This window comes from Ancylobacter polymorphus, from assembly GCF_022836935.1.
Taxonomy (GTDB): Bacteria; Pseudomonadota; Alphaproteobacteria; order Rhizobiales; family Xanthobacteraceae; genus Ancylobacter; species Ancylobacter polymorphus_A.
Genome location: NZ_CP083239.1, coordinates 2,485,524 through 2,506,894 on the forward strand (window position 1 = coordinate 2,485,524; position 21,371 = coordinate 2,506,894).

The 21,371-nt window shown below is 67.5% G+C and carries 20 protein-coding genes; 4 read left to right on the forward strand and 16 right to left on the reverse strand.

Annotation, left to right across the window (positions count from 1 at the left end; translation table 11 throughout):
* Positions 1 to 5 precede the first annotated feature (5 nt).
* The 3 genes from K9D25_RS11715 to K9D25_RS11725 are packed head-to-tail and all read left to right on the forward strand — an operon-like array spanning position 6 to position 3,567.
* On the forward strand, positions 6 to 767 hold the full coding sequence (locus K9D25_RS11715) for a class II aldolase/adducin family protein (RefSeq protein WP_244375304.1): 762 nt from the start codon (positions 6 to 8) through the stop codon (positions 765 to 767).
* Positions 768 to 811: 44 nt separating this feature from the next.
* Entirely contained in the window at positions 812 to 1,894 is a 1,083-nt protein-coding gene (locus K9D25_RS11720) for an aromatic ring-hydroxylating oxygenase subunit alpha (RefSeq protein WP_244375305.1), read from the forward strand.
* A gap of 47 nt (positions 1,895 to 1,941) precedes the next feature.
* Positions 1,942 to 3,567: a phytoene desaturase family protein gene (locus tag K9D25_RS11725; RefSeq protein WP_244375306.1), complete on the forward strand. Its 1,626-nt coding sequence runs from the start codon at positions 1,942 to 1,944 to the stop codon at positions 3,565 to 3,567.
* Positions 3,568 to 3,609: 42 nt separating this feature from the next.
* Here the strand turns inward: K9D25_RS11725 and K9D25_RS11730 are convergent, their stop codons facing one another.
* The 11 genes from K9D25_RS11730 to K9D25_RS11780 form a co-directional block, all read right to left on the reverse strand.
* Positions 3,610 to 5,004 carry an aspartate aminotransferase family protein gene (locus tag K9D25_RS11730; protein ID WP_244375307.1) on the reverse strand — a complete coding sequence of 465 codons (1,395 nt, stop codon included), beginning with the start codon at positions 5,002 to 5,004 and terminating at the stop codon, positions 3,610 to 3,612.
* A 25-nt stretch (positions 5,005 to 5,029) separates the two neighbouring features.
* Positions 5,030 to 6,550: an NAD-dependent succinate-semialdehyde dehydrogenase gene (locus K9D25_RS11735; RefSeq protein ID WP_244375309.1), complete on the reverse strand. Its 1,521-nt coding sequence runs from the start codon at positions 6,548 to 6,550 to the stop codon at positions 5,030 to 5,032.
* A 132-nt stretch (positions 6,551 to 6,682) separates the two neighbouring features.
* Positions 6,683 to 7,462, reverse strand: coding sequence for an ectoine/hydroxyectoine ABC transporter ATP-binding protein EhuA (gene ehuA / locus K9D25_RS11740; RefSeq protein ID WP_244375312.1), 780 nt, complete (start codon positions 7,460 to 7,462; stop codon positions 6,683 to 6,685).
* On the reverse strand, positions 7,459 to 8,151 hold the full coding sequence (ehuD, locus tag K9D25_RS11745; RefSeq protein ID WP_244375314.1) for an ectoine/hydroxyectoine ABC transporter permease subunit EhuD: 693 nt from the start codon (positions 8,149 to 8,151) through the stop codon (positions 7,459 to 7,461). The genes ehuA and ehuD overlap by 4 nt, the downstream gene beginning before the upstream one ends.
* 10 nt (positions 8,152 to 8,161) lie before the next feature.
* Positions 8,162 to 8,827, reverse strand: coding sequence for an ectoine/hydroxyectoine ABC transporter permease subunit EhuC (gene ehuC, locus K9D25_RS11750; protein ID WP_244375316.1), 666 nt, complete (start codon positions 8,825 to 8,827; stop codon positions 8,162 to 8,164).
* Between the two features lie 89 nt (positions 8,828 to 8,916).
* The gene (gene ehuB / locus K9D25_RS11755; RefSeq protein ID WP_244375318.1) at positions 8,917 to 9,768 is read right to left on the reverse strand and encodes an ectoine/hydroxyectoine ABC transporter substrate-binding protein EhuB; all 852 of its coding nucleotides are present in this window, start codon (positions 9,766 to 9,768) and stop codon (positions 8,917 to 8,919) included.
* A gap of 84 nt (positions 9,769 to 9,852) precedes the next feature.
* Positions 9,853 to 10,863, reverse strand: a complete 1,011-nt coding sequence (doeB, locus tag K9D25_RS11760) for a N(2)-acetyl-L-2,4-diaminobutanoate deacetylase DoeB (protein ID WP_244375320.1) — start codon at positions 10,861 to 10,863, stop codon at positions 9,853 to 9,855.
* Between the two features lie 5 nt (positions 10,864 to 10,868).
* Positions 10,869 to 12,047: an ectoine hydrolase DoeA gene (doeA, locus tag K9D25_RS11765; protein WP_244375322.1), complete on the reverse strand. Its 1,179-nt coding sequence runs from the start codon at positions 12,045 to 12,047 to the stop codon at positions 10,869 to 10,871.
* A complete protein-coding gene (gene eutC, locus K9D25_RS11770) occupies positions 12,044 to 13,057 on the reverse strand; it encodes an ectoine utilization protein EutC (protein ID WP_244375324.1) in 1,014 nt (337 codons plus the stop codon). The genes doeA and eutC overlap by 4 nt, the downstream gene beginning before the upstream one ends.
* A complete protein-coding gene (gene eutB / locus K9D25_RS11775; RefSeq protein WP_244375326.1) occupies positions 13,054 to 14,070 on the reverse strand; it encodes a hydroxyectoine utilization dehydratase EutB in 1,017 nt (338 codons plus the stop codon). The genes eutC and eutB overlap by 4 nt, the downstream gene beginning before the upstream one ends.
* 115 nt (positions 14,071 to 14,185) lie before the next feature.
* Positions 14,186 to 15,640, reverse strand: coding sequence for a PLP-dependent aminotransferase family protein (locus K9D25_RS11780; RefSeq protein WP_244375328.1), 1,455 nt, complete (start codon positions 15,638 to 15,640; stop codon positions 14,186 to 14,188).
* Between the two features lie 60 nt (positions 15,641 to 15,700).
* On the opposite strand from K9D25_RS11780, the gene K9D25_RS11785 reads away from it, so the two are divergent.
* Positions 15,701 to 16,156: an Lrp/AsnC family transcriptional regulator gene (locus K9D25_RS11785; protein WP_244375330.1), complete on the forward strand. Its 456-nt coding sequence runs from the start codon at positions 15,701 to 15,703 to the stop codon at positions 16,154 to 16,156.
* Positions 16,157 to 16,168: 12 nt separating this feature from the next.
* Here K9D25_RS11785 and K9D25_RS11790 read toward each other — a convergent pair whose 3' ends face one another.
* Genes K9D25_RS11790 through K9D25_RS11810 form a run of 5 tightly spaced genes read right to left on the reverse strand, consistent with a single transcriptional unit; the run spans position 16,169 to position 21,320 of the window.
* Positions 16,169 to 16,948 (reverse strand): creatininase, encoded by a 780-nt coding sequence (locus K9D25_RS11790; protein WP_244375332.1) that lies wholly within the window; start codon positions 16,946 to 16,948, stop codon positions 16,169 to 16,171.
* A 20-nt stretch (positions 16,949 to 16,968) separates the two neighbouring features.
* The gene (locus K9D25_RS11795) at positions 16,969 to 18,486 is read right to left on the reverse strand and encodes an amidohydrolase family protein (RefSeq protein WP_244375334.1); all 1,518 of its coding nucleotides are present in this window, start codon (positions 18,484 to 18,486) and stop codon (positions 16,969 to 16,971) included.
* A gap of 37 nt (positions 18,487 to 18,523) precedes the next feature.
* Entirely contained in the window at positions 18,524 to 19,606 is a 1,083-nt protein-coding gene (locus K9D25_RS11800) for an ABC transporter ATP-binding protein (protein WP_244375336.1), read from the reverse strand.
* Positions 19,607 to 19,611: 5 nt separating this feature from the next.
* A complete protein-coding gene (locus K9D25_RS11805; RefSeq protein ID WP_244375338.1) occupies positions 19,612 to 20,418 on the reverse strand; it encodes an ABC transporter permease in 807 nt (268 codons plus the stop codon).
* Complete coding sequence (locus tag K9D25_RS11810; protein ID WP_244375340.1) at positions 20,415 to 21,320, reverse strand: ABC transporter permease; 906 nt, start codon at positions 21,318 to 21,320, stop codon at positions 20,415 to 20,417. Before K9D25_RS11810 ends, K9D25_RS11805 begins: the two co-directional genes overlap by 4 nt.
* Between the last annotated feature and the right edge of the window lie 51 nt (positions 21,321 to 21,371).

Here is a 21,371-nt window from a genome sequence, read left to right on the forward strand (position 1 = left end):
CCGTCATGGTCGTCGCCCGCCTGAGCCCGGAGATGAGCGCCGCTGAATGGCAGCAGCGTGTGGACCTTGCCGCCTGCTACCGGCTGCTCGCGCATTACCGGATGACCGACCTCATCTACACCCATTGCACCGTGCGGGTGCCGGGCGAGCCGGGGCGGTTTCTCATCAACCCCTATGGCCACCGCTGGGAGGAGATCACCGCTTCCTCGCTGGTGAAGATCGATGTCGACGGCAACAAGGTGGGCGACAGCCCGCACCGGGTGAATCCCGCCGGCTTCACCATCCATTCCGCCGTGCATATGAGCCGGCACGACGCGGCCTGCGTCATCCACACCCACACCCGCGCCGGCATGGCGGTGGCCTCGCTGAAGGAAGGGCTGCTGCCGCTCAACCAGATCGCGCTGCAATTCTATGGCCGGCTCGGTCTGCATGACTATGAGGGCATCGCGCTCGATCTCGACGAGCGCGAACGCATCATCGCCGATCTCGGCACCCATTGCGGCCTGCTGCTGCGCAATCATGGCCTGCTCACCGTCGGGCGCAGCGTCGCCGAGGCGTTCAACCTGATGTTCTATCTGGAGCGCGCCTGCGAGGTGCAGGTGGCGACGCTTTCCATGGGCCGCGAGATCGTGCTGCCGCCGCGCGAGGTCTGCGAGAAGGTCGGCGCGCAATATGACCAGATGAATTTCGACGACGGCGACCTGCAGCTCGAATGGGACGCGCATCTGCGGATGCTCGACGCGCTCGATCCGTCCTACCGCACCTGAACATTCAAGGGATCAGCAAGATCCGAACGCCTGGGAGCACGCACATGACCACCGAGACGAGTGCCGCCGCTGGCAGCTTCGACTGGACCCTGCCGGCCAGCGATTATTGCGATCCCGCGCTTTACGCGCGCGAGCGCAAGGAGATCTTCGCCCGCAACTGGATGCTGTTCACCTGGTCGGAGCGGCTGCAGAAGCCGGGCGACTATGTGACCGGCACGCTGGCGGGCTATCCCGTCTTCGTCATCCGCGACGATGACGGGGTGGTGCGTGCCTTCCACAATGTCTGCCGCCATCGCGGCGCGCAGCTGCTGGAAAAGGAGGAGGGCCATTGCGGCAAGCTGGTGGTCTGCCCCTATCACAGCTGGAGCTTTACCCGTGACGGCGCCCTGAACAAGGCGGTGGATTTCGGCGAGGGCATCAATTTCGACCCGAAGGCGTGGGGCCTTTACGCCATCGACGCCGAGGAATGGCGCGGCCTCGTCTTTCTGCGCATCGCCCGCGGCGGCGAGAGCCTCATCGACTGGCTCGGCCCGATCCACGCCATGGCGGCGGATTATCCGCTGGAGCAGCAGCATTATTTCATGTCGAAGGATCGCGATTGCGCCGTCGACTGGAAGGTCTATGGCGAGAACTACCTCGAATGCTACCACTGCCGGACCATGCATCCGGGCCTGTGCCAGTCGCTGGATATCGACAATTACCGCATCGACACCTACCCCAAAGACAAGTTCTTCCATTTGCACGCGCCCAAGCGCGATGGCGGGCTGACGCGGGGGCTGTATTTCTATCGCTTCCCCTTCCTCATGCTGAACCTCTATGACTGGGGCTCGTCCATCGCCACTATCGAGCCGCTGGGGCCGGGGCGCATCCGCCACATCAACTGGTACTTCTTCACCGATGTCTCGCCGGAGAAAGCGGAAGAGAACCGCCGCTCGGCCGAGTGGTCGGCGCAGATCGTGACCGAGGATCTCGACATCATCACCGGCGTGCAGCGCAATCTGGAGGCCGGCATCTACACGCGCGGGCCGCTGTCGCCGAAAAATGAGTATTCGGTCAAAGCCTTCCAGGACATGTGCCGCGAAGGACTGGAGCCCAAGGCCCCGCTGCGCGGCGTCGCCGCGGAATAATTCGTGCCGTCCTTGGGAATGCGATCCGTCAGCGTGGGGTTGAAGCGATGAATGCCGACGTTACCGTGGGCAAGGTTTACGACGCCATCATTATCGGCGCCGGGCACAATGGGCTGGTCTGCGCCAATTATCTCGCCAAGGCGGGACAGAAGGTGCTGGTGCTGGAACGCCGCGATGTCGTCGGCGGGGCGGCGGTGACGGAGGAGATCGCGCCCGGCTTCCGGGCGTCGATCTTCTCCTACCTCATGAGCCTGCTGCACCCGCGCATCATTCGCGAGCTGGAGCTGAAGAAGCACGGGCTGGAAGTGCTGCCCTGCTCGGACATGGTCTCCCCGCTGGACGGGGAGGACTACATCCTGTTCTCCGACAATATCGCCAAGTCGCAGGCGAGCTTCGCCCGCTTCTCCAAGCACGATGCGGATATCTATCCCGAATTCGACCGCTATCTGAACGAAGCGGCCAACATCGTGCGCAAGCTGCTGTGGGAGACGCCGGTCGACCCGACCAAGCGCGACTGGCGAACCTTCAAGGACGGGGCGTCGCTGCTGTGGCGCCACCGCAAGATCGGGCGGAAGATGTACCGCATCGTCGATATGCTGACGATGAGCGCCTATGACTTCCTGCGCGAATGGTTCGAGGATGAGCGCGTGATGGCGGTGCTGGCCTATTACGCCTCGATCGGCACCTTCGCCGGGCCGAAATCGCCGGGTTCGGCCTATGTCATCATGCACCACATCATGGGCGAGCATGAGGGCGCCGGCGGCTGGGGCTTCATCAAGGGCGGCATGGGCGCCATCACCCAGGCGCTCGCCTCTTCCGCGCGCGAGAAGGGCGTCGACATCGTCACCGGCGCGCCGATCCGGGAAGTGCGGGTGCAGAATGGCCGCGCCACGGCGGTCTCGACCACGAAAGGCGAGACCTATGCCGCCAAGACCATCATCTCCAATGCCAGCGCCAAGACGCTCTATCTCGACCTCGTCGGCGAGACGCATCTGCCGGAGGAGGTGGTGCGGGAGATCAAGGGCTATCGCACCTTCTCGACCGCCTTCAAGATGAACATTGCCTGCGAGCGCCCGCCGCAATACCGCATTCTTGACCGGGTGCGGCGCGAGGGGACGCTGGGGAATTTCGACTACCCCACCTATATGCACATCGCGCCCGACATCGACTATCTGGAGCGCGCCTATGACGATGCCAAGCATGGCTGGTACTCGTCGCGCCCCTTCATCACCCCCGTGGTGCCGACCATGGTCGACACGACGCTGGCGCCGCCGGGCAAGCATGTGGTCAATCTGTTCGGCGGCCACGCGCCCTACACGCTGAAGGGCGGCGACTGGGCCACCGAGAAGGAGAACTTCCGCAAGACGGTGTTCGACACCATCGAGGAATACGCCCCCGGCTTCCGCGACGATGTGATCGAGGCGCAGCTGCTCGTCGCGCCTGACATCGAGAACATCGTCAACCTGCCGCAGGGCCACATCTTCCATGGCGAGCTGTCGACCGACCAGCTGTTCTTCCAGCGGCCGGTCTCGGGCTATGCGGATTACCGCACGCCGGTGAAGGGGCTCTATATCTGCGGCTCCTCCATGCATCCGGGCGGCGGCGTTTCCGGCATCCCCGGCTTCAACGCCGCCCGCGAGGTGATGCGCGACATCAAGGCGAAGCGGAACTGACGGCAATGCGAGAGGCCCGGACCGGGCCCCTCGCGGCCCGGCTCAGCCGAGCGTGGCGGCAACCGCCTCGACCGCGCCGCGCGTGGCCTCGACCACGGCATCGGCTTCCTCCCGCGTCAGGCACAGCGGCGGGGCGAAGCCGATAATGTCGCCCTGCGGCATGGCACGGGCGATGACACCGCGCTCCAGCATGGCGGCGGCGATGCGCGGGCCGACCTTCTCGGCCGTGTCGAAGAAAGCGCGGTCGTCCTTGTCGCGCACCAGTTCCACCGCCGCCAGCAGCCCCTCGCCGCGCACCTCGCCGACGAAGCGGTGGCCGGCGAGCGCGTCCTTCAGCGCGGCATTGAAATAGGCGCCGGTCTCGCGGGCATTGGTGACGAGGTCGAGCTCGTCGACCAGTTCGAGATTGGCGACGCCGGCCGCGGTGCACAGCGGGTGCGAGGAGTAGGTCCAGCCATGGCCGATGGGACCGTAGGCGTCCGAGCCCTGTTCCAGTATCCGCCAGACCTTCTCCGAGACGATGACGCCGGAAAGCGGCGCATAGGCGGAGGTGAGGCCCTTGGCGATGGTGATGAGGTCCGGTTCGATGCCGTAATGGTCGGAGCCGAACATGCTGCCGAGCCGCCCGAAGCCGGTGACCACCTCGTCGGCGATCAGCAGGATGTCGTATTTCTTCAGCACCGCCTGGATCTTCGGCCAGTAGCCGGCCGGCGGCGGCACGATGCCCCCGGTGCCCAGCACCGGCTCGCCGATGAAGGCAGCGATGGTGTCCGGCCCTTCCGTGAGGATCATCTCTTCCAGCTTGTCGGCGCAGTACTGGGAGAACTGCTCCTCGCTCATGGAACGGTCCGGCCGGCGGAAATAATAGGGCGCCTCGGTGTGCAGGATCGGCGCGCGCGGCAGGTCGAACAGATTGTGGAAGCCGGCGAGGCCGGTGAGGCTGCCGGTCATCACGCCGGAGCCGTGATAGCCGCGCCAGCGCGAGATGATCTTCTTCTTCTGCGGCCGGCCGAGCACATTGTTGATGTACCAGACCAGCTTGATGTTGGTCTCGTTGGCGTCCGACCCCGAAAGCCCGAAGAACACCCGGCTCATCCCCGCCGGCGCGCGCTCCACCACCATGCGGGCGAGGTTGATCGACGGCTCGGAACCATGACCGGCATAGGCATGGTAATAGGCGAGCCTGGACGCCTGTTCGGCGATGGCGTCGGTGATCTTGCGTCGGCCATAGCCGACATTCACGCAGTACAGCCCGCCAAAGGCGTCGAGGCTGCGCCGGCCCTCGCGGTCGACGATATAGACACCCTCGCCGCCGGTGACGATGCGGTTCGGGGTCTCGCCACGCGCATGCTGGGCCATGTGGGTGGAGGGGTGGAAGAAGTGGTCGCGGTCCCAGCTTTCCAGTTCGTTGCTGGCGGGGGCGGGATGGTCGAGCATGATGGGTCTCCTTAAAACTCCCGCCTCAGCCGAGGTCGAGGCAGACATATTTGAGGTCGGTGAAGGCTTCGAGGCCGTGGCGCGCGCCTTCGCGGCCGAGGCCGGACTGCTTCACGCCGCCAAAGGGGATGGGGGCGCCGGTGATCTTGACGCGGTTGACCGCGACCATGCCGTAGTCGAGCGACTGCGCCATCCGCGCCGCCCGCGCGCCGTCGCGTGTGACGACATAGGCGACCAGCCCGTATTCGGTGGCATTGGCCCGGGCGATCACCTCTGCCTCCGTGTCGAAGGGGGCGAGGGCGGCGACGGGGGCGAAGGTTTCCTCGCGCATGATCAGCGCCTCGTCCGGCACGTCGGCGAGAACGGTGGGGGCGAGGAAGAGCGGGCCCGGTAGCGCGCGCTCCGGTGTCAGGCGGCGCGCGCCGCGTGTCCGCGCGTCGTCGATCTGCGCCTGCGCCTTCGCGACGGCCTGCGCGTGCATCAGCGGGCCGATCTCCGTTGCCTCGTCCAGCCCGGGCCCCATCCGCAGTGCCGCGACGCGCGCGGCAAAGGCGGTGCAGAAGCGCGGATAAAGCGCACGCTGCACATAGATCCGGTTGGCGGCGAGGCAGTCCTGGCCGGAGGTGGCGAATTTGGCATCGACGGCGATGGCGACGGCGCGCTCAAGATCGGCATCGTCGAACACGATCAGCGGCGCATGGCCGCCAAGTTCCATCACCACCCGCTTCATGCTGGAGGCGGCATTGCGGGCGACGATCCGGCCGATCTCCGTCGAGCCGGTGAAGCTGACCGCCCGCACCCGCAGATCGGCGCAGAAGGTCTCGGCGATCGGGGCGGGTTCGCCGGTGACGACATTGAACACGCCGGCCGGGAAGCCGGCCCGCTCGGCCAGCTCCGCCAGCGCCAGCGCCGAGAGCGGCGTGTGCGAGGACGGGTGCGCGACGACGGTGCAGCCGGCCGCCAGCGCCGCCGCCGCCTTGCGGGTGAGCATGGCGGACGGGAAGTTCCACGGCGTCAGCAGCGCGGCGACACCGACCGGGACACGGGCGAGCGACATCTGCGCGCCGGGGAGATGGCTGGTGACGCCCTCCACATTCACCCGCAGCGCCTCCTCGGCGTAATAGGCGATGAAGGAGGCGGCATAGGCGATCTCGCCGCGCGATTCCGCCAGCGGCTTGCCTTGCTCAAGGGTCATGAGAAGGGCGAGATCGTCGGCGGCCTCCCGCATGAGCCCGTGCCAGCGGTGCAGAAGGTCGGTGCGCTCCTGGGGGAGAAGCCCTTTCCAGGCCGGGAAGGCGCGGTGGGCGGCATTAACCGCCCGCGTCGCCTCGGCCGCACCCAGCGCCGCGACCTCGGCGAGGACGCTGCCATCGGCCGGATCGGTGACGGTGAAGGTCTGGCCTTCCGGCGCGCCGGTCCATTTGCCGTCGATATAGGACAGGCTGCGCAGCAGACGCGGATCGGACAGCCGCCCCAACGCCGGGTGGCCGGCGGTGCGGGCGAAGCGTTCGTTGCGGGCGCGTTCATTGCGGGCGGGCGCGATCATGGCGGCTCCTTTCTCTCGTTCCCTGAAGCCTAGGCGGGCGGGGGCCGAGAGGGTTTCCGAACATCCCGGCGACCACCGACAGGCCGCCGGAACTTCGCCGGTCCACCGAAGGATTATCGGCGGGCGCGGCGTCTACCGCAGCACCGAGGCCAGGAACTCGCAGGTGCGCGGGTGGGTGGGGGCGGTGAAGATCGCCTCCGGCGCGCCCTGCTCGCAGATGCGGCCCTTGTCGAAGAAGCACACGCGGTCCGAGACCTCGCGGGCGAAGCGCATCTCATGCGTCACCAGCAGCATGGTCAGGTCGTGCTCATGGGCGAGGTCGCGGATGACGGCCAGCACCTCGCCGACCAGCTGCGGGTCGAGCGCCGAGGTCGGCTCGTCGAACAGCAGCACGCGCGGGCGCATGGCCAGCGCCCGGGCGATGGCGACGCGCTGCTGCTGGCCGCCGGAGAGCTGGGAGGGAAAATGGTCTTTCTTGTCCGCGAGCCCGACCAGCGCCAGCAGATCCGCCGCCCGCGCCTCCGCCTCCGCCCGCGAGAGGCCGAGCACGCGCACCGGCGCTTCCGCCACATTGCGCATCACGCTCATATGCGGAAACAGGTTGAAGCTCTGGAACACCATGCCGACATGGCTGCGGATCTCGCGCAGATGCCGTTCCGATGCCTGGAACGGGCCGGTGCCGTGAGGCTCGTGATAGTCCTTGCCCGCCAGAGTGAGGCGTCCCTCCTGGAACGGCTCCAGCGTCATCAGGATGCGCAGCACGGTCGATTTGCCCGAGCCGGACGGGCCGATGAGCGTGACCTTCTCGCCCGGCGCGACCTCGAAATTGAAGTCGTCGAGCACGGTGAGCGCGCCGAAACGCTTGGTCACGCCGGCGAACTGGATGAGGGGCGCGGGGGCGTTCTCGGTCATCGCAGCGGGATTCCTGCCTTGGGGAGCACTTTCTGCAGCCGGTGCAGGCCGGCCGAGCAGATCAGCGTCAGGATGAGGAAAATCAGGCCGACCATGGTCAGCGGCACGAGATATTCGAAGGTCCGCTCGCCGATCATGTTGGCCAGCGCCATCATGTCGAGCACGGTGATGACGGAGAGCACGGGCGTCTCCTTGATCATCGCCACCATGTAATTGCCCATGGCCGGCAGGATGCGCGGCACGATCTGCGGGATGACGATGTCGCGATAGGTCTGCATCCGGGTCATGTTGAGCGCGGTGGCGGCTTCCCACTGGCCGCGCGGCACCGCCTCGATGCCGCCGCGATAGACCTCCGATGTGTAGGCCGAATATTGCAGCCCGAGCGCCAGCGCTCCGGTGAGGAAGGCGGGCAGGGTCACGCCATATTCCGGCAGCACATAGTAGAGGAAGAAGAGCTGCACCAGCAGAGGCGTGTCGCGCAGGAACTCGACGATGCAGGCCGTGGTCCAGGAGACGCTGCGGAAGCGGCTGCGCCGGAGCATGGCGAAGACCAGACCCAGCCCGAGCGCGATGGCGAAGCCGGCGGCGGCCGCCTTCAGCGTCACGGTGAGGCCGATGAGAATGATGGGCAGGATCGACCACGCATAGGTGAGCGGGGTCGTCGTATCCCAGGCGTAGCCGTACATCATGCCGGGCCCCTCACGAATGCGCCGCGCGCGGGAAGGCCGCGCCGCGCCGGGCGAGCCGCTCGATCAGCCGCATCAGCAGCATCAGCACCAGCGACATGGCGAAATAGCCGAGCAGCGTCAGCGTGTAGACGCCGGCACTGTCGAGGGTGAGGTTGCGGATCGACTGGGCACGGAAGGTCAGGTCGGCGATGGAGATCAGCGAGACCAGCGACGACAGTTTCAGCGTCTCGATGGCGAGGTTGCCGAAGGCCGGCAGCATTTCGATGAGCGCCTGCGGCAGGGTGATGTGGATGAGCGTGTGCAGCCGTCCGAAATTCAGCGCCCGCGCCGCCTCGTGCTGCTGCACCGAGACGGAGGCCAGCGCGCCGCGGACGATTTCCGAACCATAGGCGCCGACATGCAGCGCCAGCACCAATATGCCTGTTGCCACCGGCTCGAAGCTGATGCCGACCAGCGGCATCGCGTAATAGAACCAGAACAGCTGCACCAGCAGCGAGGTGCCGCGAAACAGCTCAGTGTAGCACAGCGCCAGCGTGGAGACGGCCCGTCCGCCCTCGACACGGGCGATGCCGGCGACGAAAGCCAGTACCGCCCCGATGGCGATGGCCGCCAGCGTGATCCACGCGGTGACGAAGGCGCCCTGCGCCAGCGAGGGCAGATAGGAGACCCACGACATCGACAGCTCCCGATGTGAGCGGCGGAAACGGCACGCCCTCCGCCGTGGCCTGGCCGCCGGCGGAGGGACGCGGGTTCAGGCGGCGCGGGCTACTTGCCGGCGCAGAGATCGGCCACCTTGCGGTCCGCCGCGGCCTTGATGCTCTCCGGCGAGAGGCCGTAGCCGGCGAGGATCTTCTTGTACTCGTCGGTGGTGCGGAACTCGACCAGCGCGGCGTTGAAGGCCTGATAGAGGTCCTTGTCCTCGGGACGGAAGGCGAAGCCGCCGTAATTGCGCACCGGCTTGCCGTCGACGACCGGGTCGGTGAACGGCGCCGCCTGCTCGACATTGGCCTGCCCCTTGGCGAGCGCGGCCACGGTCAGCTCGGTGGCGGCATAGGCGTCGGCGCGGTTCTGCACGGTGGCGAGCGCGTCGGCATTGGCGGTGATGAAGATCACCTGGTCATCCTTCACACCGACGGCGCGCAGGAAGTCGATATTGTTGGCGCCGGAGACCACCGCCACCTTCAGCGACGGATCCTTGGCGATGTCGGCATAGGTGGTGAGCTTCTTCGGGTTGCCCTTCTTCACCAGCAGCCCCTCGCCATAGGAGGAGTTCGGCTCGGTGAAGGCGACCTGCTTGCAGCGTTCGGGCGAGATGTTCTGCTCGGCGGCGACGAAATCGTAGCGCTTGGCCTTCAGGCCGGGGATCAGCGTGCCGAAGGGCGTCACCGTCCAGGTGACATCGGTGATGCCCATCTTCTTGAGCACGGCATTGGCGACATCGGGACCGATGCCGGCCGAGGTGCCGTCATCCTTCATGTAGGAATAGGGCACCTCATTGGCGGTGGCGGCGCGGATATAGCCTTGGTCCTTCACATCCTTCAGCGTGGTGGCGCTTGCGGCGGAGAGGCCGGCGGCGAGGGCGAGGGCGGAAAGCCCGGCGAGCTTGAGATACGACATGTTCTTCTCCTCTGGTCGGGTTGGAGTGAAAGGCGGTGCGCCGTGTTCCGGCGTGCGTGTTGGGCCGCTCGGCGGCCGGTTCGATCAGGCCGCCGTCACCACGGCGAGAACGGAAAGGCAGTCGCCCGCCTTGATCAGGCCGGGCACGTGGCGGGCGGCGAGCACGCCGTCCATCGCGGCGCGGTATTCGGCGGGCGCCTCGCCCGTGCGTCCGATGGGATAGACGCGGGCGATGAGGTCGCCCTTGCGCACCGGCGCGCCGAGATCGACCGCGAAGGCGATCAGCCCGTCATCCCCGGCGAAGGCGAAACAGTCGGATGACGGCATGTCGAGCCAGCGCGTCGGCGCGGGTTCCGGCTCGCCCCGCAGGATGCCGGCATGGCGCAGCAGGTTGGTGACGCCGCGCCGGGCGATGCCGATGCTGGTGGCGCTCGCCGTGCCGGCACCGCCGAGTTCGGTGGTGACGAAGACCTTGCCCATGTCCTCGACGGTGGTGTCGAGCATGCCGACGGCGTCGATCTCCAGCATTTTCATCGAATAGGGAGCAGCGAAGGCGGCCACCGCCGCGAAGCACGCCGCCTCCTGCGCCTTGTCCGCCAGCTCATGCGCGGCGGCATAGGGCAGGAAGTCCAGCGTCTTGCCGCCGGAATGGAAGTCGAGCACCAGATCGGCGAGCGGCACGAGGTGGCGGGTGACGTAATCGGCGATCTTCTCCGTCACCGTGCCGTCCGGCCGGCCGGGGAAGCTGCGGTTGAGATTGCCGCGGTCGATGGGGGAGGTCCGGGTGCCGGCGCGAAAGGCGGGGTAGTTCAGCGCCGGCACGAGGATGACGCGGCCCTGCACCTCCTCCGGCTTCAAGGTCTGCGCCAGCTCGAACAGCGCGGCCGGGCCCTCATATTCGTCGCCATGATTGGCGCCGGTGAGCAGGGCGGTCGGCCCCTCGCCATTGGCGATGACGCAGATCGGGATCATCACCGAACCCCAGGCGCTGTCGTCGCGGCTGTAGGGCAGGCGCAGATGGCCGTGCTGCACGCCTTTCGCGGCGAAATCGACCGTCGGCGCGATCGGGGAGGGGCGGGGGGAGGCGGTGAGCATGCCCGTCACCGCTTCACGAAGAGCTGGCGCGGCACATTGGACAGGCATTCATGCCCGGCCTCGGTGATGGCGATGCTCTCGGTGATTTCCAGCCCCATATCCTCCAGCCACAGGCCGGTCATGAAGTGGAAGGTCATGCCGGGCTGCAATTCGGTGCGGTCGCCGGGGCGCAGGCTCATGGTGCGCTCGCCCCAGTCCGGGGGGTAGCTCAGCCCGATCGGGTAGCCAGTGCGGTTGTCCTTGATGATCCCGTATTTCTTCAGCACCGCGAAGAAGGCGTTGGCGATGTCCTCGCAGGTGTTGCCGGGCCGGGCGGCGGCGAGACCGGCCTCCATGCCTTCCAGCGTCGCCTTTTCGGCGTCGAGAAAAGCCTGTGTCGGCGTGCCGAGAAAGACGGTGCGCGAGAGCGGGCAGTGATAGCGCTTATAGGCGCCGGCGATCTCGAAGAAGGTGCCTTCCCCGGACCGCATCGGCTTGTCGTCCCAGGTGAGGTGCGGGGCGGACGCATCCGCGCCCGAGGGGAGCAGCGGCACGATGGCGGGATAGTCGCCGCCGAACTCGGCCGTGCCGCGAATGCCGGCATCGTAGATCTCGGCCACGAGGTCGCATTTGCGCATGCCGGGCTCGACCACCTCGACGATGCGCTTGTGCATCAGCTCGACGATGCGGCCGGCCTTGCGCATGTAGTCGAGTTCGGTCGGGCTCTTGACCGCGCGCTGCCAGTTCACCAGCCCGCCGGCATCCTGGAAGCGGGCATTGGGCAGGTGCCTGACCAGCGAGGCGAAGGCGGCGGCGGAGAAATAGTAATTGTCCATCTCGACCGCGATGGAACCCTTGTCCCAGCCGCGATCCGCGATGATCTGCGCCAGCAGGTCCATCGGGTGGCGCTCGGTCGACTGCACGTAATGGTCGGGATAGCCGATGATGTTGTCGTGGGCGAGATAGGCGGTGCGCTTGGCGCCATTGGCGTCCTGCTTGCGGCCGTACCAGATGGGTTCGCCGGTCGGCGGCACGAGAACGCACTGGTGGACATAGAACGACCAGCCATCATAGCCGGTGAGCCAGTGCATGTTGGAGGGGTCGGTGACGACCAGAAGGTCGATGCCGGCCTTGTCCATCGCCGCGCGGGTCTTGGCGAGGCGCTCGGCATATTCCTCGCGGGAGAAGTTGAGGGTGACGGTCACGCGATGTCTCCGGCTGCGGCCTTGGTGTCGATGGGGCGCCCCGCGCCGGCGTCGCGCGCACGGGCAAGGGTGAGATTGGCGATGGCGGTGTCCTGCACGCCGGTGCCGGTGAGGTCGGCGAGCGTGATCTCGTCCGGGCGTGTGCGGCCCGGCGCGCGGCCGGCAATGACTTCGCCCAGTTCGGCGAAGCTCTTGTCTGCGCTGACAATTCCGGCAGCGATGGCGTGGTGCAGTTCGCCCAGGCGCCGTGTCTGGCTCAGCCGGTCGGCGATGTAGGTGACGCGGGCGAAGGCGGCGGGGTCGATCTCGTTCTTGTGCTCGCTGTCGGCGCCCATGGCGGTGATGTGCTGGCCGGGTTGCAGCCAGTCCGCCATCAGGATCGGCCGCTCCGCCGGCGTGGTGGTGACGACGATATCGGCGCCGCGCACCGCTGCCGCCGGGTCTGCCACGGCAGTGACGGAAAAGCCGAGGTGCGTGGTGAGATCGCCCGCCGTCGCGGCGGCCTTGGCCGCGTCGCGCGCCCAGATCCGCGCCTCGCGGATCGGGCGCACCAGTGTCAGCGCCTCCAGTTGCAGCCGCGCCTGCATGCCGGCGCCGAGGATCGCGGCAACGGCGGAATCGGGGCGCGCGAGGTGCCGGGCGGCGACCGCGCCGGCGGCGGCGGTGCGCACATCGGTGAGGTAGCCATTGTCGAGCAGCAGCGCGTCGACGAGGCCGGTGCGGGTGCTCAGCAGGATCATCAGGCCGTTGAGGCTCGGCAGGCCCAGCAGCGGGTTGTCGAAGAAGCCGGGGCTGATCTTGATGGCGAAGCCGTCGAGGCCGGGGACATAGGCGGTCTTCACATCCACCTCGCCGCGATGCTCGGGGATGTCGAGACGCAGGATCGGCGGCATGGCGACCGGCTTGGTGGCCAGCGCGGCGAAGGCCTGCTCGACGCTGTCGACGGCGCTGGCGTCGAGGCGGATGATCGGGCGCAGGTCGGTTTCGGTGAGGACGAGCATGCGGCTCATGCGGACGCTCCGTTGACGAGGCGGCGGTGCAAGGCGGGGTCGATATTGCCGCCGGAGAGGATCAGGGCGGTCGGGCCCTCGGGGCGGAGCTTGCCGGTGCGCAGCGCGGCGATGCCGACCGCGCCGGCGCCCTCCACCGTTTCGCCCTCGGCCGTCGCGGCGTGGCGGATGCCGGCGGCGATCTCGTCCTCGCTGACGAGGACCACCTCATCAAGCAAAGCGCGGCACAGCGGAAAGCTGTAACGATTGGCGAGGCCGATGCCGCCGCCGAGCGAATCCGCCAGCGTTTCCTCCTCCACCACTTCGACCGGCCGGCCCGCCTTGAGCGAGGCGGCCATGGCAGCGCCCTTCTCCATCGATACGCCGATGACGCGAACCTTCGGGCGCAGTGTCTTGACCGCCAGCGCGATGCCGGCGGCGAGACCGCCGCCCGATAGCGGCACCAGAACCGTGGCGAGGTCCGGCAGGTCCGCGACCAGTTCGAGGCCGATCGTGCCTTGGCCGGCGATGACATCCGGGTGGTCGAAAGGGGGGAGGGCGGTGAGGCCGCGCTCGTTCACGAGCCGCTCCACCTCGGCCTGCGCGTCGTCCTGCGAGCGGCCGACAATCCGCACCTCGGCGCCGAGCGCCCGCACCGCCTCGATCTTGTTGGCCGGCACCAGCGCCGACATGCACACCACCGCCGGCACCCCGGCCTCGCGCGCGGCATGAGCGACGGCGCGGCCGTGATTGCCGGTGGACGCGGTGACCAGCCCGCGCCGTCGCGCCGTCTCGTCCAGCGCCAGCAGCGCGTTCATGGCACCGCGCAGCTTGAAGGCGCCGACCGGCTGGCGGGTTTCCAGCTTGAGATGGATGGGCTGGCCCGTTAGCGCCGCCAGCGACGGGGAGGCGATGAGCGGCGTGCGCGCCACACGGCCGGCGATGCGCTCCGCCGCCGCTTCGATCGCCGCGAAGGCGACCGGCAGGTCCTCTCCGGTGGAACGAATGGCGTCTGAGGCGGCTTGTTGCGACATGAACTGAAATTCCCTCTCGCTTGTGATGGTGAGAGGCATCAAAAATCATGTCAATTATTATATTGTAATGATCCAATGGCGTGCGCGCGCAGCTCGGCCGCGCGGGGCCGGGTCGTCAGCCGATGGCGCCGATGTCGAAGACCGGGGGTAGCTGCTCGAAAGTCTGCCGCACCGTGGTCAGCGCCTGTGCCAGGGTCGCGGACGTGAAATGCCCGCCGAGGCAGATGCGGATGCCGCCGCCATGATTGCTGCCGGCGATGAAGGGGTCGGACGGCGTCACCGCCACGCGCCGTTCCGCCAGCGAGCGCACCAGCCCGTCCTCCGTCCAGTGCGGCGGCACGGTGAGCCAGGCGCACAGCGAGAGCGGGTGGCTGGCGGCGATGTAGGGGCCGAGCGCCTGCGCCACCAGCGCCTGCCGGGCCTGCGCTTCCTCGCGCTGCACGGCGAGCAGGCGTCGCGCCGTGCCGTCCTCCACCCAGCGGCTGGCGATCTCGGCGAGCAGATAGGCCCCGCTCCAGCTGGTGACGCGCAGGATCGAGGCGGCGCGGATGGAATAATGCGGCGGCACGACGAGATAGCCGACGCGCAGCCCGGTCAGCACCGTTTTGGTGAAGCTGGTGACGAAGAAGCCGAGGTCCGGCACCATCTGGCTGATGGCGGGCAGGGGCGTGTCGATCAGCGGCTTGTAGACTTCGTCCTCGATCACGAACACGCCGTGGCGGCGGGCGATGGCGGCGATGGCTTCGCGCCGCGCCGGCCCGGCGACATGGCTGGTGGGGTTGTTCAGGGTCGGAATCAGCACCAGAGCGCGCGGGCTGCTGGCGAGGCACGCCGCCTCGAACGCCTCCGGGAGAATACCCTCCGCGTCGGTGGGAAGCCCCTTCAGGCTGAAGCCCAGCACATTGGCGAGGCCGATCACGCCATGGTCGGTGAGGTTCTCCGTCAGCACCACGTCGCCGGCGCGCACGATGCAGCTCAGCGCCAGAAACAGGCCATGGGCCGCGCCATTGGTGATGAGGATGCGCTCGATTCCGGCCTCAATGCCCAGCGGCGCGAGCCAGGACCGCGCTGCCTCGCGGTGGTGGTCGAGGCCGGCGATCGGCCGGCAGCTGCTGAGGAAGGAATCATTATCCGCCTCCGCCAGCGCCGCCAGCACGGTGCGCGCGGCTTCCTCATGGGCTTTGGTGTAGACGCCGCGGACGATGGAGAGGTCGACCGCCTCATCCGGGTTGCGGTCCAGCATCAGGCGGCCGGCGCGCTCGGTGACGCGGGTCCTGACAAAGGTGCCGCGCCCGATCTCGCCGGAGAGATAGCCGAGCCGTTCCGCCTCGCGGTAGCTCAGGCTCACCGTCTGCACCGACAGGCCGAGCGCGCGGGCCAGGTCGCGATGCGTCGGCAGGCGGTCCATGGGTTTGAGCACGCCGGACTCGATGTCGGCGATGATGCGCTCGGTCAGCGCCGCGTGCTTGGTCTGGCCTTTGGCCTTGGTGAGGCGAGGCTGCCAGTCCACGCTTTTTCCCATTGCCGCGCCAGCCGGCAGGGCGGCCGCAGGGTGGACTTGACGCAGCATGGAATTGTCTCGTTCTTAGGGGGCGGTATTCATGACATTATGCACCCCCGGTCGCAAAAGATGAAGCTCGATGCCATCGACCACCGCATTCTCGCGGCGCTGCGCCGCGACGGGCGCATCACCAAGCTGAAGTTGGCGGAGGAGGTGCATCTCTCCCCGGCCGCCTGCTGGGAGCGGCTGCGCCGGCTGGAGACCACCGGCATCATCAAGGGCTATACCGCGATCATCGATCTCGGGGCGGATGAGCCGCGCACCACGGTCATCGTCGAGATCAGTCTTGCCGGCCACCAGCAGGCGGATTTCCGCCGCTTCGAGGAGGCGGTGGCGCGCGAGCCCGCCATCATCGCCTGCGATGCCACCGGCGGCGGCATCGACTATGTGCTGCGCGTGGTCGTGCCCGACATTGACAGCTATCAGCGCCTGATCGACCGCCTGCTGGAGCAGGAGGTCGGGATCGCGCGCTATTTCAGCTATGTCGTGACCAAGAGCGTGAAGCGGGAGCGCGGGGATGGCTGAGCCGCCCGCCGCTCATTCCGGCCCGAACACCGTGCGCAGGCTCGCCGCGATGTCCGGCACCACCTGCGCCAGCACGGTCGCGCCCTTTTCCGCCGAGGATGATTTGGCGGAGGACAGAACGCCGGTGGGCGGGATCGGGCGGGTGTCGAACGGGTACACGTCGTAAGGCGGGAACACGGCGGCGGGATCGTCGGGAATCTTGTCGTCGCGCACCAGATCGGGCCGCACATGCAGCATGATCGAAGTTTCCATGACGGCGGCGTGTTCGAGCTCCCAGCTGGGAAAGCCATCGGGAAACAGCACGGCCTCGGTCGCCTTGTTGATGAAGTCCCAATAGCCGAGCTTGACGATTTTCACATCGCTGCGGCCCAGCATGGCCTGGTCGCGCAGCGCGAGGTCGGCGGCTTCGACCAGGAACCACGCATTCTCCATATGCCCGTCGAACAGCACGATCTTGCGTGCGCCGTGGCGGACGAGTTCGTTGACGATGTTGCGCACGAGGGCGATGAACACGCTGGCATCCAAGCTCAGCGTGCCGGGGAAATGGTTGCCGCCGCCGGATTTCGGCTGCGACTTGTAGCCATAGCTCACGGGCGGAGCGACCATGCCGCCGACCTCGGCCGCCACCGCCTCCGCGACGCTGACGGGCAGGATCACATCGGTCAGCAGCGGCAGATGCGGGCCGTGCTGCTCCACCGACCCGGTGGGCAGGAAGACGATGGGGTCTTCCTTCATCCGGTCGGCGAATTCGTACCAGGTCATGTCGGCGATGCGGACGGTGGGGGTGCTCATGGCGGGGGCTCCGTCGGGGGTCAGGCGGGCCACATGTCGCTGGTGCCGACCAGGCGGTGAATGCCGAGGTCGACCTGATTGCAGCGGCGGTGGATGGCATCGAAAGCCGGGGCGAAGGCGCGGTTCGCCGCCTCGACGCCGGAATGGTACTCATTGAAAGCCGGCATCAGCGACCGCAGCTCGGCCAGCAGCGCCTTCTCGTCGATCTTGGTCAGCCGGCCGTTCTCGACCACGATCTCGCCATTCACCATCACCTTCTCGATGGACGAGCCGTTCTCGCTGTAGACGAGGTGGTTGAGGATGTCGTGGCGCGGGGTGAAGCACACCGTGTCGAGATTGATCACCAGCAAATCGGCCTTCTTGCCCGCTTCCAGCGAGCCGGTCTCATGGCCGATCAGCGCGCTTTTCGCCCCCGCCAGCGTGCAGGCGTGCAGCACTTCGGCGGAACTGAGCCACTGGGTGTAGTCCGGCGTCGTCACCTTGTGGATCAGGCCGCAGGCATGCATCACGTCAAACATGCGCGGCGTGTCGTTGGTGGAAATACCGTCCGAGCCGAGCGCGACATTGACCCCGGCGCTGAGCAGCTGCCGCACTGGGGCGACGCCGGCGCCGAGCTTCTGGTTGGAGATGGTGTTGTGCACCACCGAGACGCCGGCCTCGCCCATCAGCGCGATGTCGTCAGGCGTCACCCAGATGGAATGGGCGATGGTGGTGCCAGGGTGCATCAGGCCGAGATCGGCCATGTAGCGCATCAGCGACTTGCCATACATCGCCGGGCCGGTGACGCCCTGCACCTTGGTCTCGACGATATGGGTGTGAAACGGCACCTGCCATTCCAGCGCCAGCGCGTTCACCGCCTGCATCAGCTCCGGCGTGCAGCGCTGCGGCGCGGAGGGGGCCAGCATGAAGCGGATGCGCCCCGAGCGGCCATGGAACTGCGCATAGGCCTCCTTGGCGAAGGCGAGATATTCATCCGTTGTCGGCGGGGTGAGCTTGGCGACTTCCGCCTGAAGCTCGGCCGAGACATGCTCGCGCGAGAACGGGATGGAATCGAGAAAGTCGCGGTCCATCACATGGCCGGAGACGGTGGCGCGGATGCCGGCATCGTCATAGGCCGATACCGCCGCGCCGAGCTGCGCCAGCGACTGGCGCGGGGCCTCGAAAATGTCGTCGGTCAGGCAGGTTACGCCGGTTTTCAGCGACTCGATGGCCACCACCATGCTGCGGAGATAAATCATGCGCTCGCTCAGCGCCTTGGCGCCGAGGATGGGGTAGGCGTAGAGCATCCACAGTTCGAGCGGCAGGTTATCGTAGCGGCTCTTGAACAGCGCTTCGCCGGAATGCAGATGCGCGTTGACGAGGCCCGGCATTACCAGCTTGCCGCTGCCATCAATGACCGTGGCGCCCTCCGGCACCGGAAGATCCGCGCCGATGGCCGTGATGCGGTCGCCCTCGACATGGACATCGCCGAGGAAAGGGGTGCTGCCGTTCGGGCCGCCCATGGCGAGCACGGTGGCGCCGCGGATGACGATGGACATTGGCGAAGCTCCAGAGGTTCGCGCGGAAAGGGGGGCGTCAGCCCGGCAGGAAGAAGCCCTGGCTGGGGGACCAGCGGGCGACGACCGGCTGGCCGACGGCGAGCGGGGTATTCTCGATTTCGTGCAGCGAGCGCTGGGCGCGCAATTCACCGCCGCCCTCGGTTTCCAGGAAGACGGTGACGGTGGAGCCGACGAATTCCACCGTGACGACGCGCGCCGCCACCTCATTGCCCGTGCCGGTGCCCGCGCTCGCCAGCTCGATGCGGTCGGCCGGCACCACCAGCGTCGCGGTCGTGCCGGAGGCGGGGCCGCCCTCACTGGCGGGGGCGTGGACGGTGCCCACCGGGCTTTCCAGCGCGATGGCGCCGTTCGCCTCCACCCGCGCCGTGCCGGTGAACAGGTTGTTGCCGCCGACGAATTCGGCGACGAAACGGTTGGCGGCGCGGCGGTGGATCTCGCGCGGCGCGCCGATCTGCTGGATGCGCCCCTCATTCATGATCACCACCCGGTCGGCCATGGCGAAGGCCTCGGAATGGCTGTGGGTGACGCAGATGAAGGTGATGCCGAGTTCGCGGTGCAGCCGCACGAGTTCGGACTGCATCCGCACCCGCAGATGCGGGTCGAGGGCGGAGAGCGGCTCGTCGAGCAGCAGCATTTCGGGTTCGAGGGCGAGGGCGCGGGCCAGCGCCACGCGCTGGCGCTGGCCGCCGGAAAGCTGGTCGATGCCGCGTTCGGCAAAGCCGGCGATGCCGAGCCGCTCCATCCACTCCTCCGCCTTCTTGCGGCGCTCGGGCGCCGGCAGGCGGCGCTGCTTGAGGCCGAATTCGACGTTCTTGCGAACGGAGAGGAAGGGGAACAGCGCATAGCTCTGCCACACCAGCGGCGCGTCGCGCTCCCAGGGAGCATCCTCGTTGAGCCGCCTTCCCCACAGGCGGATTTCGCCTGAGGTCGGCTGGTCCAGCCCGGCGATCATCCGCAGCGTGGTGGTCTTGCCGCAGCCGGAAGGGCCCATCAGCGCGATGAACTCGCCCTTGTCGATGGTGAAGGACACATCGGCGACGGCGGCCTGGCCGCCATAATGCTTGGCGACGCGGTCGAGTTCGATCATGGGGGCGGCCATGCGCGTCATCCTTTCCGGCGGGCCGCGCGGCCGGAGAGGCGGCCGAGCAGCAATTGGGCGAGCACGATGAGGGTGATGCTGACGCCGAAGACGATGGCGCCGATGGCGTTGATGCGCGGGCTGACCTGCCCCTGCAGCATGGCGAGCACGCGCACCGGCAGCGTCTCGTTCACCCCGGAGACGAACCAGGCGATCATGAACTCGTCGAAGGAGACGGCCGCCGTGAGGAACACCGCCGCGAGGATCGCCGGCAGGCAGAACGGCACGATGACGCCGAACATGGTCGCCCAGGGCGAGGCGCCGAGATTCCAGGCGGCGCGCTCGATATCGGGGTCGAGATCGGCAAGGCGCATCCGCACCAGCGCCATGGCGAAGGGTGTGCTGAGCACGACATGGCCGACGATGATGCCGGTCAGCGTGCCCGACAGTCCGACCCGCCCCTCGAAGGTGAGCAGCGCCACGCCGAGAATGACCACCGGCACGGTCGGCGGCAGGGCGGCGAGGGCGAGATAGACCGACTTGCCGAGGAAGCGGTAGCGGTAATCGACATAGGCGGCGGAGAAGCCGAGAAAGGTGGCGATGACGCAGGTGACGCCGGCGACAACGAGGCTGTTCATCAGCCCGCGCTGGATGGTCGCGTCGGCGAAGATCGCCTCGTACCATTGCAGGCTGAACCCGCCCCAGGGCAGGCTGGGGAAGCGGTCGGCGTTGAACGAGAACACGATGGTCGAGACGATGGGCGCGAAGATGAAGGCGAACACCAGCGCCGTGTAGACGACCAGCAGGAGGCGGCGGAGCGCGGCCATGCTCATGCCCTGCCTTTCCGCCGGCCATAGGCAAGGCCGATCATCACCAGCATCACCACCATCAGCGTCACGATCATCATCACCGCGACCACGGAGGCGCGCGGCCAGTTGTTGCCGGATTTCACCTGATCGGCGATGAGGATGCTGAGCGTGGGCGGCTTGGATCCGCCGAGATAGGTCGGCGCGACATAGTCGCCGAAGGCCAGCACGAAGGCGAAGGTGCCGGCGACGATGAGGCCGATGCGGGCCGAGGGGATGATCACTGTCGCGATGGTGCGCAAGCGGCCGCAGCCGAGATTATGCGCGGCTTCGATGAGGGTGCGCGGCACATTGGCGAGGGCGAAGGTCTGCAGCAGCACCACGAGCGGCAGAGTGAGCACGAGATAGCCCACCACCGTGCCGGTCGGCGTGTTCAGCACCTGCAGCGGCCCGATCCCAAGCGGCACGAGCACGGTGTTGATGATGCCCTGCGGGCTGAAGAAGATCTGGGTGGAATAGATGCGCACGGGGTAGCTGGTGAAGAACGGCACCACCAGCATGAAGATCATGAAGCGCCGCGTCGCCGGGCTCACCTTGTAGGCGAGCGTATAGGCCGCGGGAAACGCCGCCACGCTGGCGATCAGCGCGGTGAGCACCGAGAGCCAGAAGGTGTAGACATAGGCGTTGCGGAAGAAGCTGGCGTTGAGGATGAACACCCAGTTCGCCAGCGTCGAATCCGGCGTCAGGCGGAAGCTCTTCACCGACCAGAAGGTCATGGCGACGAGGAAGCCGAGCGGCACGAGGAAGAACGCGGCCTGCCACAGCGCCGGCGGCGCGCCCCAGAACAGGGCGAAGCGTGCGCCGGTGGCACGGCGCGACGGGACCGTCGCAGGCGGGGGCGTCGAGGAGGCAGGTACGGTTTCGCTCATGAAGCCTTCGGGGCTCGTGCCGGGCAAAGCAGGGCCGGCGGGCGGCGCGCG